Consider the following 15,848-nt stretch of genomic DNA (forward strand, 5'->3'; position numbering starts at 1 on the left):
CTCACCGCCCTGCGGGCGTGAGGGACCGCAGTCCCGCGCGCGTCATCGCCGCTCCGCGCCGACACACCACACCGCGTTCTCACACAGCCTCCACCCAACCCAGCCGTTCGAAGGCGCCCGCTCACGTGGCTGGAGCTGGCCGTAAGCGGAAGGCCCGTTCTCAAGGAGCAGCCCTAGGGAAGCGGACGGTTGCAAACCCGCTCTACTCAAGTGTCAGTAGGATCATCGGCAGCCACCGGAGCAAGTCGAAGGGCGCCGGCCTGCTTTTGGGGCGCCGGATAAGGCCGATAACACGCAATGGCTTGTTATCCTCCACGCCGCCGAGCTTAGCCGTAATCGATCAAGCGGCACTCCGACTATAATTTCTGCACTTGCATCACGCGAGGTGACGCGGGAAGTGAAGACGGAGGCACGTACCCTCCCCAATGCCGCTTTGGAGCGTCACGTTGCCCGCCAGCCGGTTCACCACGAGGTTGTGGACGATATGGAGCCCAAGGCCCGTGCCGCCGCGGGCCCGGGCCGTGGTGAAGAAGGGATCGAACACGCGGCCGAGATGGTCGGCGGAGATGCCGATCCCGTCGTCGGCGACGTCGATGGTGAGATGGGTAGCCCCCGGCGTCACGGTGATCGTGATGCGGCCATGCTGCCGCTCACGCAGGCCGTGGTCGATCGCGTTCTTGATCGCGTTGGCAAGGATTTGGGCGAGGAGGCCGGGATATGTGTCGAGGATCGTGCCCTCCGGACAAGACGCAATGATCGCGTGGCGGCCGGGCCGGGCCAGGGCGCGCAGGCTCTTGAGCAACTCCTCGATCCAGGCGCCGAGATCGATCTCGCGCCGCTCCTCCAGCACTTGGTCCGATGCGACCTGCTTGAAGCTGTAGAGCAGGTCGGAGGCCCGGCGCAGGTTCGTGGTCAGGAGATGGGCCCCCTCCCGCATTCGGCTGGCGTAGTGCAGCAGGCGCGAGCGCGAGAGCTGATTCTCGTCGACCAGACGCTCGAAGGTCCGAGAATCGGCCTCGACCTGCGTCGAGGTCGTTAGGGCGATGCCCAGCGGCGTACTGATTTCGTGCGAGACCCCGGCGACGAGTTCGCCGAGTGAGGCGAGCTTCTCCGCGCGGATCAGGTCGTCTTGCGTCTGACGCAACACGCTCAAAGCCTCGTCGGCCCGCTGGGCGGCCGCCCGCCAGCCCTCCTCGCTGAAGCGCAGGCGCGAGGCCGCCGCCTCGCGCTCGGTGACGTCCCGGTCGATTCCACGGTAGCCGGTGAGATTTCCGCCTGCGTCGAGGAGCGGGATGCCGCTGGTTTCCAGGACCAGGATCCGCCCGTCGCGGCAGCGATTGCGGTTCAGGAGATGCGAGAAGGCGCGCTTCTGCGCCACGATGTCTGCGAAGGCTGCCCCGACCCGTGCGGCCTCGTCGTCGGGCATGAAGTCGAAGGGCGTGCGGCCCAGCATGTCCTCCGGACCGTAGCCGAGGAGGGTGAGGCAATGGCCCGAGACGTAGGTGTACCGGCCAACGGCATCGACTTCCCAGATCCAGTCCGAATTGAGATCGAGGATCTCGCGCAGCCGCGCCACCTCTTGCCGGAGCGCCACAAGGTCGGGCTCGCTGGCGGCCGACTCTTCGGTGTCGCGCGGCTGCTGAGGCGGGGAGGTGGACGACATCTGGAGGACCGAAGACTCTGGGTTGGACGAAACTCCGCCGGACGTCTGCGCGCAAGGCCGAGCCCGGTCGCGTCGCAATCGGGCCTAACTTCAAGGTGTTGTTACAGCACGCGAGCCGGAAGATGGAGCCTGCAAAAGCGGCCCGAACGGTTCACGTCGCGGCGAGCAGGCCCTCGCCGAGGGTGTTTTCGGGATCCGCCACACCCGGCAGGGCGAAGAAGTAACCGCCGCCGATCGGCCGGATGTACTCCTCCAGCCCCTCGCCTGAGAGGCGGTTCTGCACGGTGATGAAGCCGGCGGTGAGATCGGCTTGATAGCAGACGAACAGCAGACCCATGTCGAGCTGCCCGGCAGCGGTGATCCCCCGGGAATAGTTGTAGCTGCGGCGCAGGATCAGGTTGTCCTCCGTGCCGGGCAGGCGCGGGTTGGCGAGGCGGATATGTGCGGCGAGCGAGACGGCCTCGCCATTCGGATCGGCGGCATAATCGGGCGTATCGCGCTCATGGCTCTGGCGGAGCGGCGCGCCGCTGCCCTTGTGCCGGCCGATGATCGCCTCCTGCTCGCCGAGCGGCGTCCGGTCCCACCGCTCCACCAGGGTGCGGATGATGCGCACGACTTGATAGCTGCCCCCGACCGCCCACGCGGGTTCGCCGTGGTTCTGTCCGACCCAGACGTAGCGGTCCATCACCCGGGGATCGCGTGCATCGAGGTTGGCGGTCCCATCCTTGAAGCCCAGCATGTTGCGCACCGTGTCGGCGCCCATGGTCTTCACCACGTGGGGCGGCAGGAAGCCCTCCACCTTCCAGCGCGGCGCCAGGAGACCGGGCGTGGCCTTGATGACGTCGCGCAACGCATGGATGTTGGTCTCGGCGGTGTTCGAGCAGAACTGAATCAGCAGATCGCCGTGGCACTGGGCCGGGTCGAGGGCGTCGTTCGAGAAGCGCTCCATCGGCCCGAGATGCCGCGGACGCGCGCGCGCGAGACCGAAGCGGTAATCAAACAGGCTGGCGCCGACCGAGACGGTGGCGGTGAGGTTGTCGGAGAGAACTGTCGGTCCGAGGATGCCGGAATCGCGCGGCGGCAATTGGGGGTGCGTCTCCGGGACCGCGCCGCCCCGCGTCAGGAAGGCGAGACGTTCGGTCAGCGTCCGCATCAGCGGGGCGAGGTCCGCGCGCCGCTCGGCCAGCACGTCGAAGGCGACGTAGAGCGCGGCGGCCGGCTGGGGGGTGATGATGCCCGCCTGATGCGGCCCGTGAAACGGCTGCACGGCGAGCGTCCCCGCCGTCGCCGCAGTGGGGGTCTCATCTTCGGCGTGGGCGCGCCCGGCGAAGGCGGTTGCGCCGAGGCCGCCGAGCAGATGGCGGCGCGTCAGGTTAGGGAATGAAAGGTCTGTCATCGCTCGACGAAGTCTGATGAAGTCCAGTCTTGTTACCGGGAACCAAGGCTTCAGGACGGCGCCTTGGCCATGAGATCAATCGATGTTCAGCCGGCCGCGCAGGGTCGACAGATCCTCGGCGAGCAGGGTGATCGGCCCCTTGAGGGCGTTCCGATCCCGGGCCGTGAGGTTGTCGTAACTCTGGAAGCCGCCGTCCGGGGCGCGGTAGCGGGCGAGCAGATCCTCGATTCGCTTGTAGCTGCGCTCGACCCGCGCCACGAACGCGTGGTCGTCGAGCAGGGGGCGTAGGAGCACGAACACGACTTTCGAGCCCTCGATATTGGCCTGGAAATCCCATAAGTCGGTGCGGCTGTAGCGCTCCTCCTCGCCGCTGATCTTGGTCGAGGCGATGCCTTCGATCAGGGCCGAGGCGGCGCCGACCGCCTTGGCGGGCGGGATCGCCACAGCGGTCATGCGGTCGCGCAGGATCACCGTCTCGGCGGCAAGGCGTTCGGCGAACTCGCCCATCCCCTCCGTGGTGCCCAACGCAAACAGTGCGAATTCCAGCCGGTGGAACCCGACGAAGGCGGGGTCGCGCTCGCGCAGCTCGAACTCGTCGCTCCGGACGTCGAGGCGTTTGATCAGGTCCGGGAACAGGGCCGCCAGCGGCTCGATCCGCTCGTACGGCGCGCGGGCCGGCGCGTAGAGGCCGCGGGCTTCGGCCACCCGCCCGCCCTGGATGGCCGCCACGAAGCGGGCGGTCTCCCGCACGAAGGCGTCGGCCTGGCCCACGACGTAGGTCTTGTAGGCCGCGAGCGCGGCGGCAAGGTCGAGCGCGATCGGGCGGGCAGCTCGTGCGATCCGCGTGCTCGCAGGCGCGTCGAGGGCGCCAGCCGGCCGAACGTCACCGAGGCTGAGCAGAAGCGCAACGCCGATCCCGGCTACGCAGCACCGGTCCCTGTCGCGGTGTGATATCTCGGGCATGAGCGGCGGGGAGCGGACCTTTTCGCGGAGCGTGGCGCATATCAGGATCCCCCGTTTCCGGTGGGACCCCCTCGAAGACCTGCCCCCCGGCAGGCCGTGACCTTCGCGCCATCAGACGAGAAACGGAATCACGATGGCGAGTATTACATTCCCTCCGACGATAAGGAACAGCGGCAAGGCATCCATCGTCGGTCAGCCCAGGCAGTTCTGCGCGTGGGCACCGGTGGCCTGGACGGGCTTAGCGGGGCAGGTGGGGGCGTCGGCGAGGCTGGTCCGCAGGCCGGTCGACGAATTGCCGACCGCCTCAGAGGGGACGGGCAGGTATGTGGTCCCGACCATGATTCCGGCCGAGAGCAGCAGACAGGCGATGACATCGAGCATTGTGTTTCCCCTTGACCGGCCTTCGAGGACCGTTGTGCGAGGCGGTTTGTACAGATTTCATGATGCGAGAACATTGCGTCCCATGTTGCTTCGAAGCACTCCGGAGGTCATCGCACCGATGCGATGATACCGAATAGGGTCATTGCGCGGGTGTGGCGCACTAGGGACGGATAGCGGGTTGCGGGAGGCGGGGCACGGTGCGGTTGACGATAGCCAGGGGTCTCGGCAGGTCCGGCATCGCGCGCCGGGTTCTAGTCGTCGGCGCCATCCCGATTCTCGTGGCCGCCCTAATCGCGCTGGGGGCGGGCTTCCTGCTCCACGAAGCCGAGCGCGCCCGGGCCGGTGCCGTGGTCGCGACCGAGACGGTGCAGACGCTGTCCGCGATGAACCAAGCGCGGGTGAACGCCGTCAGCAGCAACGTCAGACGGCGCGAGGAGGCGGAGGGTGCCTTCGGCGAGCGCGCGGCAATTGCGACGGCTCAGCTCGACCGGCTGGCGGGGCTGGCGCGGACGCGCGGGCAATCCGCTCTCGTGACGACCGTGGCGCAGGACCTGAACGCCCAGGTGACGCGGATGCGGTCCCTCGTCCGCTCGGAGCGGACGGCGAGCGAGACCATCCTCGACATGGCGCGCCGGGCGGACGCTTTGGTCGCCCTCACGGACGTGGCCCGGCGTCGCCAGCAGGAGGACAATGCGCTTCTGATCGCCGTGCTGGCCGACAGGGATGTCGAACTCGAGCGAAATCAGGCGGTCGTCACCGCGCTTCGCGAGTTGCGGGAGGCGATCGGGACGGCGGAGCTGAATCGGGCGCGGGTCGGCCGTCCGGTCTTCCCGGTGGAGTTCGAGGAACTCGCCGTCGATCTGCGTCAGCTCGAAACGGTCGGCGAGCGGGTGCACGGGGTCCTGCGCGCCGACGGTGAGGCCGGCGCCGCGGACCGGGTGCAGGAGCTGCTCCGGGCCTACCGCGACAGGAGCCGGACCGAGGATGACCTGAACCGCGTGCTCTCGGAGGGGTTCGAACTCACCCGCGCCACGCAGGCGGGCCGCGTGCTGGTCGAGTGGTGCGATCACTTGGTGCGGGTGAATGCCGCCCGGCAGAGGCAGCTGTCCGAGGAGCTTGCGAGCCTCATTCGCCACTCGGTCCTCTCGAATGAGGCCGAGCTGTCGGCGCAGGATATCGCCCTCACGGCCCTACGCCTAGCCCGGCGGACGGACGCGGCCCTGGCGCAGCGGGACACCGCCGAGGCCTCCCGGGTCCTGGAGGCCGGGGCGACGCTCTCGGGCACCTCGCGGACACTCCTCATCCCCGTCGGCATCCGCGACGAGATGGCGGGCGCGATCGACGGGTGGCGGACGCAACTCGCTGCGACGATCGGGAAGGTGGGCGAGCAGAACGACACCATCGCCGAAATGGACCGGCGGGCCGGCACCATGAGCGCGAATGCGCAGACGCTGAGCCGCGCCTTCATCGACGACGCCGACCAGTTCGGGAGCACCATCCGGCAGGTCCTGATCGTCGGCGCGATCGGAGCCCTGTGCCTCGGTATCGGCGCCGCCGCCGCCGTGGCGCGCTCGATCACCCAGCCGCTGCACGCGCTCCAGAACAGCATCGTGGCCGCGGCCGGTGCGCCCACGCCCGAGGATATCGGCCGCGACGACCATCTCCTGACCCGGGGCGACGAACTCGGTGACATCGCCCGCGCCACGAACGCGTTCCTCGAGCAGATCCGCCGTCGGGAGGCCGACCGGCAGAGCGCCGCCCAGCGGGCCGACGATGCGCTGACGACCCTGCGGCAGGCGCAGGAGGATCTGATCCGGGCCGAGCGGCTCGCCTCGCTCGGCCAGCTGGTGGCCGGTGTCTCGCACGAGATCAGCACGCCGCTCGGCATCGCCCTGACCACGGCGACGCAGATCCAGTCCGATTCGATCGCCTTCGAGCGCCTAATCGGCGGAAACCAGCTCTCCCGCTCACGGCTGACCGGCTATGCCGGGCGGATGCAGGAGGGCGCGCATCTTCTGACGAGCAACCTAATGCGCGCGGCCGATCTCCTCTACAGCTTCAAGCAGGTGGCGGCCGACCAAGCGATCGAGGATCGGCGCGCCCTGAGCCTCGCGGCTTGGCTCGACGAGCTGCTCAAGAGCCTGCGAGCGCTCGCACGGCCGAGCAAGACCGTTATCGCGGTCGCCTGCCCGCCCGATATCGTCGTCGATACGCTGCCCGGCATCCTGGCGCAGATCGTGACGAATGCCGTGAAGAACGCGATCGAGCACGGCTTCCAGGATCGCGAGGGCGGCCTCATCACCATCACCGGGTTTCGCACCACGGACGGAATTGGCCTGTCCATCGCCGACGACGGGCGCGGCATCGAGGCCGCCGATCTAGGCCGCGTCTTCGACCCGTTCTTCACCACAGCCCGCGCCCGGGGCGGCACTGGGCTCGGCCTGCACATCGTCCACAACCTCGTGGTGAACCGTCTCCAGGGTCGGGTGGAGCTGCAGAGTAGTCCCAGCGCCGGCACGGTCCTGCGGCTGTGGCTTCCGGAGCGCTTGGCATGAGACGGCGTTTCCCGCCCGCCCGCCTGGGGCTTCTGCTCGCAGGTCTCCTCGCGGCGCTGCGGCCGATCCCGGCCGCCGCCGTGACCGAACTCCAGTTCTGGCACGCCCTCGACGGCCCTAACGGCGATCTCGTGGCCCGGATGGCCGAGACCTTCAACGCGTCGCAGCCCGAGTACCGGGTCGTACCGGTCTACAAGGGCTCCTACGCGGAGGCGATCAGCAGCGGCATCACGGCCTATCGGACGGGAGCGGCTCCGCACCTTCTGCAGGTGTTCGAGGTCGGCAACGGGACCATGGCGGCCGCGGTCGGCGCCGTCAGGCCCGTCGCTACCGTGCTGCGGGAGGCGGGGCTCGCGGTGTCGCCGTCGGACTTCCTGCCCGTCATCGCCACCAACTACCTCAATGCCGAGGGCGAGATGCTGTCCCTGCCCTTCAACGTCTCCTCGACGGTGATGTGGATCAACCGGGACCGGTTCCGGCGCGCGGGTCTCGACGCAGACAGCCTGCCGACGACGTGGCCGGACCTCTTCGCGGCCGTGCGGCGGCTCAAGGCTGCGGACCCGGCCCGCTGTGCCCTCTCGTCGGCATGGCCGACCTGGGTGCATATCGAGCAATTGTCCATCTGGCACGGGAGGCCGGTGGCGACCCGGGCCAACGGCCTGGACGGCTACGACGCCGAACTCGTCTTCAACGGAGAGCTGCAGGTCCGCCACCTGCAGAACCTGGTCGATCTGCACCGGGCGGGCGTGTTCGAGTACAACGACCGGATCAATCGCGGGGAGAGCCGGTTCGTGACGGGCGACTGCGCGGTTTTCCTGACCTCCTCCAGCCTGTACGGCAAGGTCGCGAGCGCCGCCCGGTTCGACTGGGCGGTCGTACCGATGCCCTACTATCCAGACATCACGCCGGAGCCGTACAACGCGATCCTCGGCGGGGGCTCCCTGTACGTCATGCAGGGCAAGACGCCGGAGGAGTATCGCGGCGTCGCCCGCTTCCTGGCCTTCGTCATGGCTGGGCCGCAGCAGGCCATGCTCTACCGCAACACCGGCTACATCCCGACCACGCGCGCGGCCTATGCCGAGGCCCTGGCGGAGGGCTTCTACACGCGCCATCCCCAGCTCCAGGTCGCCGTGGAGGAGCTGATCCGGAAGCCGCCGACGCGCGACACGGCCGGCCTGCGGCTCGGCAACATGCTGCAGATCCGCGACCTCTGGGCGGAGGAGTTCGAGGCGGCCCTGAACGGCGTGAAGCCGCCCCAGCAGGCCCTCGACGACGCCGTGGCGCGCGGCAACGCGGTGCTGCGGATCTTCCAGCAGCGGACGCGGCGGTGAGCCGGTCCCGGGGCACCGCCCTCACGGCGGCAGCGGGCGGAACCGCACTGTCTCGAACAGGTGGCGGCCGAGCGGATCCATCGTGAAGCCGAACACCTCGCCGCGCAGGGCGAGATGGACCTGCGTGTGGGCGAGCGGCACCCAGGGCATGGCCGCCCGGACGAGGCCCTGGGCCCTGCGGTACAGCTGCTGGCGCTGGGCGCGGTCGCCGGTGCGGCGGGCGGCCTCGACGAGGCGCTCGTAAACCGGATCGCACCAGCGCGCGAGGTTGGCTCCGCCGGGCTGCGCGGCCTTGCACCCGAGCAGGACGTTCAGGAAGTTGTCCGGGTCGCCGTTGTCGCTGGTCCAGCCGTAGAGCATCAGGCTTGGCATGCCGCCATAGAGGGCGGCGCGGTAGGCGTTCCACGGGCGCGTGACGAGCTCGGCCCGGATGCCGACCTGCGCGAGGTCGGCCCGGATCATGTCGGCCACCCGCCGTCCGTCCGGGTTGTAGGGCCGGCTGACCGGCGGATACCAGAGTTCGGTGTCGAACCCGTCCGCCAGCCCGGCCTCGGCCAGCAGCCGCTGGGCCTCGGCGCGGTCGAAGGGAACGGCCGGCAGGTCCGGGTCGAACGCCCAGAGCCCCGGTGGCACCGGACCCTGCGCCAGGATCCCGGCCGCGCCGTAGACGCCCGCGACGATCGCCTGCCGGTCAATAGCGAGGTTGACCGCGCGCCGCACCCGGACGTCATCGAAGGGCGGGCGCGTCGTGTTGAGCGCGAGATAGGCGACGTTCAGTTCGGCGAGCGCCAGGAGCGTAAGCTCCGGGTCAGCTCGAATTGCGTCGAGATCGCCGGTCGCCGGGAAGGCCATGGCGTGACACTCTCCGGCCCGCAGCTTGGTCAGCCGCACCGCCGCGTTCGGCGTGATGGCGAACACCAGCCCGTCGGGCCGCTCACCGGGACCTGCCGGTTCGTTCACGCGGCGCCAGTGCTCTGAAAAGGCGCGGTAGCGGAGAACCTGATCCGGCCGGTAGCTCTCGAACGCGAACGGCCCGGTCCCGATCGGCTGCCGGGCGAGGTCGTCAGCGGCCCCGGCGGCGGTGAGCGCCGCCGCGTACTCGGCCGACAGGATGGCGCCGAAGGCCTGCGCAATGTTGGCGAGGAAGGTGGTGTCGGCCTCGCGCAGCCGGAAGCGGATATGGCGCGAGTCCGGAGCGTCGATGGCTTCAATCAGCTCGGCGAGGCCGAGATCGTGGAAGTAGGTAAACTCCTGTGTCCCGCCCAGCGGCTGGCCGGGGGAAAGCTGCCGGGTGAACGAGAACACGACATCCTCGGCGTTCAGGGTGCGGCTCGGGATGAAGCGGGCATTGTGGTGGAAGCGCACTCCGTCCCGCAGGGCGAAGAGGTAGGTCCGGCCGTCCTCCGAAACCGTCCACGATTCGGCGAGCGCCGGCCGGATCGTCGTGGTGCCAGGCGCGAACTCCACCAGCGTATCGTAGACCTGCCACGCCACGTTCATTGTCGTCGTCGTTGTCGCGCGGGCCGGATCGAAGGATTCCGGGCTGCCTTCCGAGCAGAACACGAAGGTGCGGGCCGCCGCCGGGTCCGCGGCGACGAGCAGGCCGGCCACCAGGGCGGCGCAGTATCGGCGAGCCGCGCTCACGGCGTGCCGAGCGCGGTTGGGGCGTAGCGGGTCACCGTTCCGGCTCGGCTGGCGGGAAAATCGACCTGCACCGCAGTGCCCCGACCGGGCTCGCTCACGAGCGTGATCCGGCCGCCGAGCTTTGCCGTCACAAGATTGTGGACGATGTGCATGCCGAGCCCCGTGCTGCCGGCGCTGCGCGCCGTCGTGAAGAAGGGATCGAAGATCCGGTCGAGGTGCTGCGGGGCGATGCCCTGACCATCGTCGGCAACCTCCAGGCGGATCAGGCCGCCCTCAAACTCGGACACGCGCACCACAATCCGGCCGGGCTCGCCCGCCCGGAAGCCGTGGACGACGGCGTTGGCCACGAGGTTCGTCACGATCTGGGCCAGCACGCCGGGATTCGTGTCGATCACGAGGCCCGGCGGGCAGGTGCGTTCCAGGCTATGCGCGCCCTTGCGCAGCATTGGCCGGAGGCTCGCCACCAGATCGTCGAGCCAGGTCTCCAGCGCGACGCTGCGGATCTCGTCACTGACGCGGTCCACCGCAACCTGCTTGAAACCCTGGACGAGGTCGGCCGCCCGGGTCAGGTTCGTGCAAAGCAGGCCGGCGCCCTCCTCGACACGGTCGACGAAGTGGTTCAGCCGCGAGCGGGACAGGGTGCCGGCTGTCAGACTGGTCCGGAAGGCGCGCGCCTCATCGCTCATGAGCGTCCCAGTGGTGAGCGCGATGCCGAGCGGCGTGTTGATCTCGTGGGCGACGCCCGCAACCAGTTCGCCGAGCGAGGCTAGCTTCTCGGCCCGGACGAGATTGTCCTGCGTCCGCCGCAACTCCACTAGAGCGACGTCGGCCTGATCCTTGGCCCGGCGCAGGGCGCCCTCCCGCCGCGTGATCTCCGAGACGAAGACCGCCGTTGCCCGGGCGATGTCGCCGAACTCGTCGCCGCGCGCCGTGCCTCGCACGGCCGCACCCGTCGGGTTGCCAGTCAGCTTCACCATGTCGCCCTGGAGGGCGCGCAGCGGAACCAAGATCGAGTGGGCAACGAAGATCACCACCAGGGCACCGAGCAGCAGCAGGCCGGTCGCGCCGGTCAGTAGGATCCGCTGGATGAAGATGCCGAAGCGGTCGGCGTCCCCCACGAAGGCGTCGTTGAGGGCCTTGGCGCTTTCGACCATCGCCGCGGCGAGCCCGTCCATCGCCACGATCATCTCGTTCTGGCGTCGTAGGCCCCCGATCGTTGTGGTCAGGCGTTTTCGCCAGCCGTCGAGGGCCTGGATCATCTCGGCTTGGATCAGTGGCGAGATCGGCAGGGCGGCGGCATTTTGGCCGAGGCGCTCGCCTTCGGCGAGCATCCGCTCTGCGAGGGCGGCATCGCGGCGAAGCAGGGCGCCCGCGGTCCGCGGCCCGAGCTTGAGCGTGCCGATGGCAATGTTCTGCGTGGCCTGCTCGATCTCGTTAGCCTCCACGGAATAGGCCAGCAACTGCGCCACCTCGTCGTGCAGGCTTTCCTGGCCGGAGGTTTCGATCTTCAGGTTGCGCTCGATCCAGGCGTCCAGTTTTCCTCCGAGCCCCGGGATCGGCCCCGTGACCTCGGCGGTCAGCTCGTCGAGCGTGTCGGCATCGGCCTCCCGGCCATCGGCCCGCATCGCCTCGGAGAGGTCGCGGCTGGCGGCACGGAAACGGACCTGTGCACGCTGAGTTTCGCTGCCAAAGGCAGGGGCGACGGCTTGGTCGGTGCCTTCGGCCGCGTTCCGGGTCTCACCCGAAACCGTAACCTTCTTGGCGATCACGGCGCTCTCCGCAATTCGCGCCCGCAGGGTTCCGAGGCGGGAGACGAGGCCGCGGGCGACGCGCAGGGCCTCAACCTTCTCGGCGAGAGAGCGGGCAAGATCGGTGTTCGAAGCCTGCTGCCGCAGGCGCGCCCGATCGGTGAGGTCGATCAGGGTATCGGCCCGCTGCGCCATCTCGCGGATCAGGCCGTCATTGTCCTGGGTGCGCCGGACGAACGCATCCATCTGGCCCCGGTAGCGAGAGAGGGCAGCCTCCACTGAGGCGATGCGCGATCGCTGCGCATCGATGCGGGCGAAGCCTGTCAGTCGGTGGAGACCGGCTTCAGCCCGGGCCGTCAGGCGCGCGAAGCGCTCGGCGAAGGCGCCTCTCTCCTGCGCATCGGCGGCAGCGTACTGGTCGCGCACCACGCGTGCGGTCGCGAGGTCATGGTACACATCGGCGACCAGGACCGCCCCGCCCCGGGCGCGCTCTTCCTGCGCCAGGAGCATCCAGCCGGCCAACGCGATCGCGCCGGCAGCTAGGATCGGAACGCCTCCGACCAGTGCGATCTTGGATCCAACACGCATCCGCGGCCCGACATAAGGGGTCGGGCACAACTTAAGGCCGTGTCCGCGGGCGGTCCAATCGGGCGCGGCTTCGGTTCGCCTTTGCGCCGAATCAGCCGACGGACTCAAGGCGACTTCAGCGGAGTGGGTATCGGTTCGTGGCGGCCAACAGGTCCGGGCCGGCCAGAGCCGCATCCTTCAGGTCACGCGTGGCATCACGCGGCTCGGGCACGCCGAACTGAGCTTCCGTGCTTGGCAGACGCTGCGGCTCAGGGGCCCGGCCGCGCAGCATGATGCGCAAGCGGGACAGCATTGCTGGATCTTCGGCACCGAGGGAGTCGCTGAAATGAGGCATGATGGCGGTTGGTCCTCATCGCGGGAGCGGCGCAGCATCGACCGCGATGAGGCGCACGCAACGCGGCGCCCGAGAGGCAGCATCCCCGGTGCTAGTGCAGGCCGCCGGCGGGTAAGGCCATGCCGGCCCGAAACGGCCGACCCTTTCGTCACGCGCCGCCGCGCGCCCGTTGCCCGCAGCGGAGTCGACGAACCGCGCGGTGTCGGCGTGGGGACTCGAACCGAAATGGGCCAGAACGCAGAGTGCGAGGGCTGCCGCGGTCGACGAGAGTCCGATGACGTGTCGCATGGCCTGTCCTTTGGGCGCTCTCGGCCCTCGATCCTGCCATGCTGATAGGGACTCTCTGTGTCGCCAATATTGCTTCTCTGCCAGATCATCATGCCCAATGTTACGTTACCGGAGCGGAAAGCAACATTGCGTGCCAGGTATCTTCAGTCTCCGTCGGGTCGGAACACGTATCCGAGTCCCCTCACCGTACGGATGTAGCGGGGGTTACCGGGATCCGGCTCGATCTTCTTGCGGATGCGGTTAATGCGGACATCGATGGCGCGGTCGAAAGCGTCCGGATCACGGGCATCGGCGAGGTCGAGCAGGCGCTCGCGGGACAGGGCCCGCTTCGGGTTGTCGGCGAAGGCCTTCAGCAGGTCGAATTCCGAGCGGGTCAGCGCCTGAGCTAGACCGCCGTCGTCGCTGAGCCGTAGCGCATCGAGTTCCAGCCACTTGGTTCCGAAGCGGATCCGACGTGCCGCTTCCTGGCTCGGGCCGGCCGGGGAAACTGGAGCTCCAGTGGCGCCTGGGGCCTGTACGCGGCGCAGCACCGAGCGCGCCCGGGCTACCAGCTCACGCAGCTCGCAGGGCTTTGGCAGGTAATCGTCAGCGCCGAGCTCCAGCCCGACCACCCGGTCGATCGCGCTCGCCGTAGCCGTGAGCATGATGATTGGGATCGCAGTGCGGGCCTTTAGGTCGCGCACAATGGAGAGCCCATCCTCCTCCGGCATGTTGAGGTCGAGCACGATCAGGTCCGGGGTGCGATCGGCAAGGTGAGCTCGCAACGATCGCCCCCCGTCGCACAAGATGACCGCAAAGCCGTGGAGCTTCAGGTAATCCCCGACCATCTCACGGGTCGCCGCCTCGTCATCGACCACGGCAATTGAAGGGATCGCCGCGCCACCGGGGGCGAAGCCGGCTGGGCGCCGATCTGGACTGCTCATGGCTGCTGCGTGCACACTATAGGCTTCACTTCTAATGAATGCAGGAATCGCATCAGTTTACGATAGCGTGACAAGTTTTCACCATGATTGCTAGTGTACTCGCGGATCGCCCGCCGCAATTCAGGTTATGGCTATGGATGACGACATCCTCACCCTCATCCCGGACGATGCCGACGAGGCGCAACCGAATGCGGGTGCGTGGGTGATCGCCGTCATCGACGACGATCCGGCGGTTCACGACGGTACCCGCTACGCCCTGGCGAGCTACACCCTCGACGGACGCAGCCTGGAAATACTTACCGCCCGATCGGCCGCGGAGGCGCGGATCCTGCTCGCCGAGCGCCCCGACGTGGCGGTGGTGCTCCTCGACGTGGTGATGGAGACCGACAATGCCGGCCTCGAACTCGTTGATTACATCCGGCGCGACCTCCGGCAGGAGACCGTGCGGATCATCCTGAGAACCGGCCAACCCGGTCAGGCGCCCGAGCGGCGGATTATCGTCGATTACGACATCAACGACTACAAGGCCAAGACCGAGCTCACCGCCGACAAGCTGTTCACCAGTCTCACCGCGGCCCTGCGCGCCTATCAGCAGCTCAAGCGTCTCGACGAGACCCGGCGCGGGCTGGAGATCATCATCGACGCGGCGCCGATGCTTCTCGATCACAAGTCTATGCAGCGGTTGGCCGAGGGCGTCCTGACCCAGGTCGCCTCACTCCTCAATGTCGCCTGCGCGGGGATCCTAGTCCTGCGCGAGACCGAAGCGCCGCAGGAGCGCTTCTGCGTGCTGGCCGGCTCCGGATGCTACGGGCATTATGCCGGCCGGGAACCGGCGTGGCCCCTTGATGAGCGGGTGCACCCCCTCGTCGAGCGCGCCTTCGCCGAGCGCCGCCACAGCTTCGGCGAGCACTGGTCAACCCTGTACCTGCACACGGCGAGCGGCAGCGAGATCGTCGCGTTGATTGAGGCCGACCGGCAGCTCTCCGAGACCGACCGCTCGCTCATCGCGCTCTTCACGAGCCGGCTCTCAATCGCGTTCGACAACGTCATCCTCTACGAGCGGCTTCAGCACACCAACGCCGACCTGGAGCGGCGGGTCGTCGAGCGCACCGCCGAGCTGATCCGGGCGAACCGCCGGCTGGATCTTCAGCGCTCGGATCTGCGCCGTGCCAACAGCCTCAAGACCGAGATCCTCGGAACCATCGCGCACGATCTGAAGAATCCGCTGGCTGTGATCCTCGGCCGCGCCGAAATGCTGATCGACCTGATCGATCTGCAGGGTGACCGGGAGCAGATGCGGGCGCAGGTGGCGCATGTGCGCACCAGCGCCAGGGGTTTGACCGCCATGATCGACAGCCTGATGGCGGACGCGATGAACGACGCCCTCGACATCAGTCTGCGTCGCGAACCGGTGGACCTCGCAAGCCTTGCCCGGGACGTCTGCGAAGCCGACCGGCCGCTGGCCGATGCTAAAGGACAAATCCTCCTCTGCGAGGGCCCCGCGGAGCTGTTCTTCTGCGGCGATGCCGAGCGCCTGCGGGAGGCGCTCGACAACCTCATTTCCAACGCCATCAAGTACAGTCCCGAGGGCGGTGCGATCACGGTCCGAGTCAGTCGCGAGCCCGGTCCGCAGGGACCGGAACTGGTCTGCGCAGTCGCCGATCACGGCCCCGGCCTGTCGCCAGAGGATTCGACCCGGGTCTTCGGACGCTTCCAGCGTCTATCGGCGAAACCCACCGGCGGCGAAGGCTCTACGGGCCTCGGGCTCTCGATCGTCCGCCGCATTGCCGAGCTGCACGGGGGCCGCGCGGCTGCCGAGAGCGCCGGCCCCGGACTAGGCGCCGTGTTCTCGGTCCGCTTCCCGGACGAGGCTGTTGGGCTGATCTGAGTTCGTCCCACGAACAGCTTCGGCTGACCGTCATGGACTTGATTCCCTATGGTGCTTGGATGCTCGGGATGAGAATCGCCGGCCAGCCGACTTGCGATGCCACATCTCCGGCCTTTGTCGCCACCTCGCTTCCCGCAGGTTGGGCA

At 68.4% G+C, this 15,848-nt stretch carries 11 protein-coding genes; 3 read left to right on the top strand and 8 right to left on the bottom strand.

Annotation, left to right across the window (positions count from 1 at the left end):
- Positions 1-376: 376 nt before the first annotated feature.
- The 4 genes from BM228_RS22795 to BM228_RS22810 form a co-directional block, all read right to left on the bottom strand.
- The gene (locus tag BM228_RS22795; RefSeq protein WP_244537269.1) at positions 377-1,663 is read right to left on the bottom strand and encodes a sensor histidine kinase; all 1,287 of its coding nucleotides are present in this window, start codon (positions 1,661-1,663) and stop codon (positions 377-379) included.
- A gap of 151 nt (positions 1,664-1,814) precedes the next feature.
- Positions 1,815-3,059 carry an iron uptake transporter deferrochelatase/peroxidase subunit gene (gene efeB / locus BM228_RS22800; protein WP_092044207.1) on the bottom strand — a complete coding sequence of 415 codons (1,245 nt, stop codon included), beginning with the start codon at positions 3,057-3,059 and terminating at the stop codon, positions 1,815-1,817.
- 75 nt (positions 3,060-3,134) lie between these two features.
- Complete coding sequence (gene efeO / locus BM228_RS22805; RefSeq protein WP_092044209.1) at positions 3,135-4,022, bottom strand: iron uptake system protein EfeO; 888 nt, start codon at positions 4,020-4,022, stop codon at positions 3,135-3,137.
- 192 nt (positions 4,023-4,214) lie between these two features.
- Complete coding sequence (locus BM228_RS22810) at positions 4,215-4,403, bottom strand: hypothetical protein (RefSeq protein ID WP_092044211.1); 189 nt, start codon at positions 4,401-4,403, stop codon at positions 4,215-4,217.
- 197 nt (positions 4,404-4,600) lie between these two features.
- Between BM228_RS22810 and BM228_RS22815 the strand changes: the two genes are divergently transcribed.
- Entirely contained in the window at positions 4,601-6,958 is a 2,358-nt protein-coding gene (locus tag BM228_RS22815) for a sensor histidine kinase (RefSeq protein ID WP_244537270.1), read from the top strand.
- Positions 6,955-8,289 carry a sn-glycerol-3-phosphate ABC transporter substrate-binding protein UgpB gene (gene ugpB, locus BM228_RS22820; protein WP_092044212.1) on the top strand — a complete coding sequence of 445 codons (1,335 nt, stop codon included), beginning with the start codon at positions 6,955-6,957 and terminating at the stop codon, positions 8,287-8,289. The genes BM228_RS22815 and ugpB overlap by 4 nt, the downstream gene beginning before the upstream one ends.
- 21 nt (positions 8,290-8,310) lie before the next feature.
- Here ugpB and BM228_RS22825 read toward each other — a convergent pair whose 3' ends face one another.
- From BM228_RS22825 to BM228_RS22845, 4 genes are all read right to left on the bottom strand, one after another.
- Positions 8,311-9,933, bottom strand: a complete 1,623-nt coding sequence (locus tag BM228_RS22825; RefSeq protein ID WP_092044214.1) for an ABC transporter substrate-binding protein — start codon at positions 9,931-9,933, stop codon at positions 8,311-8,313.
- Complete coding sequence (locus BM228_RS22830; protein ID WP_092044215.1) at positions 9,930-12,269, bottom strand: sensor histidine kinase; 2,340 nt, start codon at positions 12,267-12,269, stop codon at positions 9,930-9,932. Before BM228_RS22830 ends, BM228_RS22825 begins: the two co-directional genes overlap by 4 nt.
- Positions 12,270-12,384: 115 nt before the next feature.
- Positions 12,385-12,561, bottom strand: a complete 177-nt coding sequence (locus BM228_RS22835; RefSeq protein ID WP_244537271.1) for a hypothetical protein — start codon at positions 12,559-12,561, stop codon at positions 12,385-12,387.
- Between the two features lie 473 nt (positions 12,562-13,034).
- Positions 13,035-13,814, bottom strand: a complete 780-nt coding sequence (locus BM228_RS22845; protein ID WP_092044220.1) for a response regulator — start codon at positions 13,812-13,814, stop codon at positions 13,035-13,037.
- Positions 13,815-13,947: 133 nt separating this feature from the next.
- Here BM228_RS22845 and BM228_RS22850 point away from each other — a divergent pair, with 133 nt between their 5' ends.
- Complete coding sequence (locus BM228_RS22850; RefSeq protein WP_092044221.1) at positions 13,948-15,702, top strand: DUF3369 domain-containing protein; 1,755 nt, start codon at positions 13,948-13,950, stop codon at positions 15,700-15,702.
- Positions 15,703-15,848 lie beyond the last annotated feature (146 nt).

The sequence above is a fragment of the Methylobacterium pseudosasicola genome (genome assembly GCF_900114535.1).
GTDB lineage: Bacteria > Pseudomonadota > Alphaproteobacteria > Rhizobiales > Beijerinckiaceae > Methylobacterium > Methylobacterium pseudosasicola.

Bases quoted from the DNA above. Each gene is read 5' to 3' on its own strand.
- BM228_RS22830 (WP_092044215.1), bottom strand. From the start codon at position 12,269: ATGCGTGTTGGATCCAAGATCGCACTGGTCGGAGGCGTTCCGATCCTA.
- efeO (WP_092044209.1), bottom strand. From the start codon at position 4,022: ATGCCCGAGATATCACACCGCGACAGGGACCGGTGCTGCGTAGCCGGG.
- efeB (WP_092044207.1), bottom strand. From the start codon at position 3,059: ATGACAGACCTTTCATTCCCTAACCTGACGCGCCGCCATCTGCTCGGC.
- BM228_RS22810 (WP_092044211.1), bottom strand. From the start codon at position 4,403: ATGCTCGATGTCATCGCCTGTCTGCTGCTCTCGGCCGGAATCATGGTC.
- ugpB (WP_092044212.1), top strand. From the start codon at position 6,955: ATGAGACGGCGTTTCCCGCCCGCCCGCCTGGGGCTTCTGCTCGCAGGT.
- BM228_RS22795 (WP_244537269.1), bottom strand. From the start codon at position 1,663: ATGTCGTCCACCTCCCCGCCTCAGCAGCCGCGCGACACCGAAGAGTCG.
- BM228_RS22850 (WP_092044221.1), top strand. From the start codon at position 13,948: ATGGATGACGACATCCTCACCCTCATCCCGGACGATGCCGACGAGGCG.
- BM228_RS22835 (WP_244537271.1), bottom strand. From the start codon at position 12,561: ATGCTGTCCCGCTTGCGCATCATGCTGCGCGGCCGGGCCCCTGAGCCG.
- BM228_RS22845 (WP_092044220.1), bottom strand. From the start codon at position 13,814: ATGAGCAGTCCAGATCGGCGCCCAGCCGGCTTCGCCCCCGGTGGCGCG.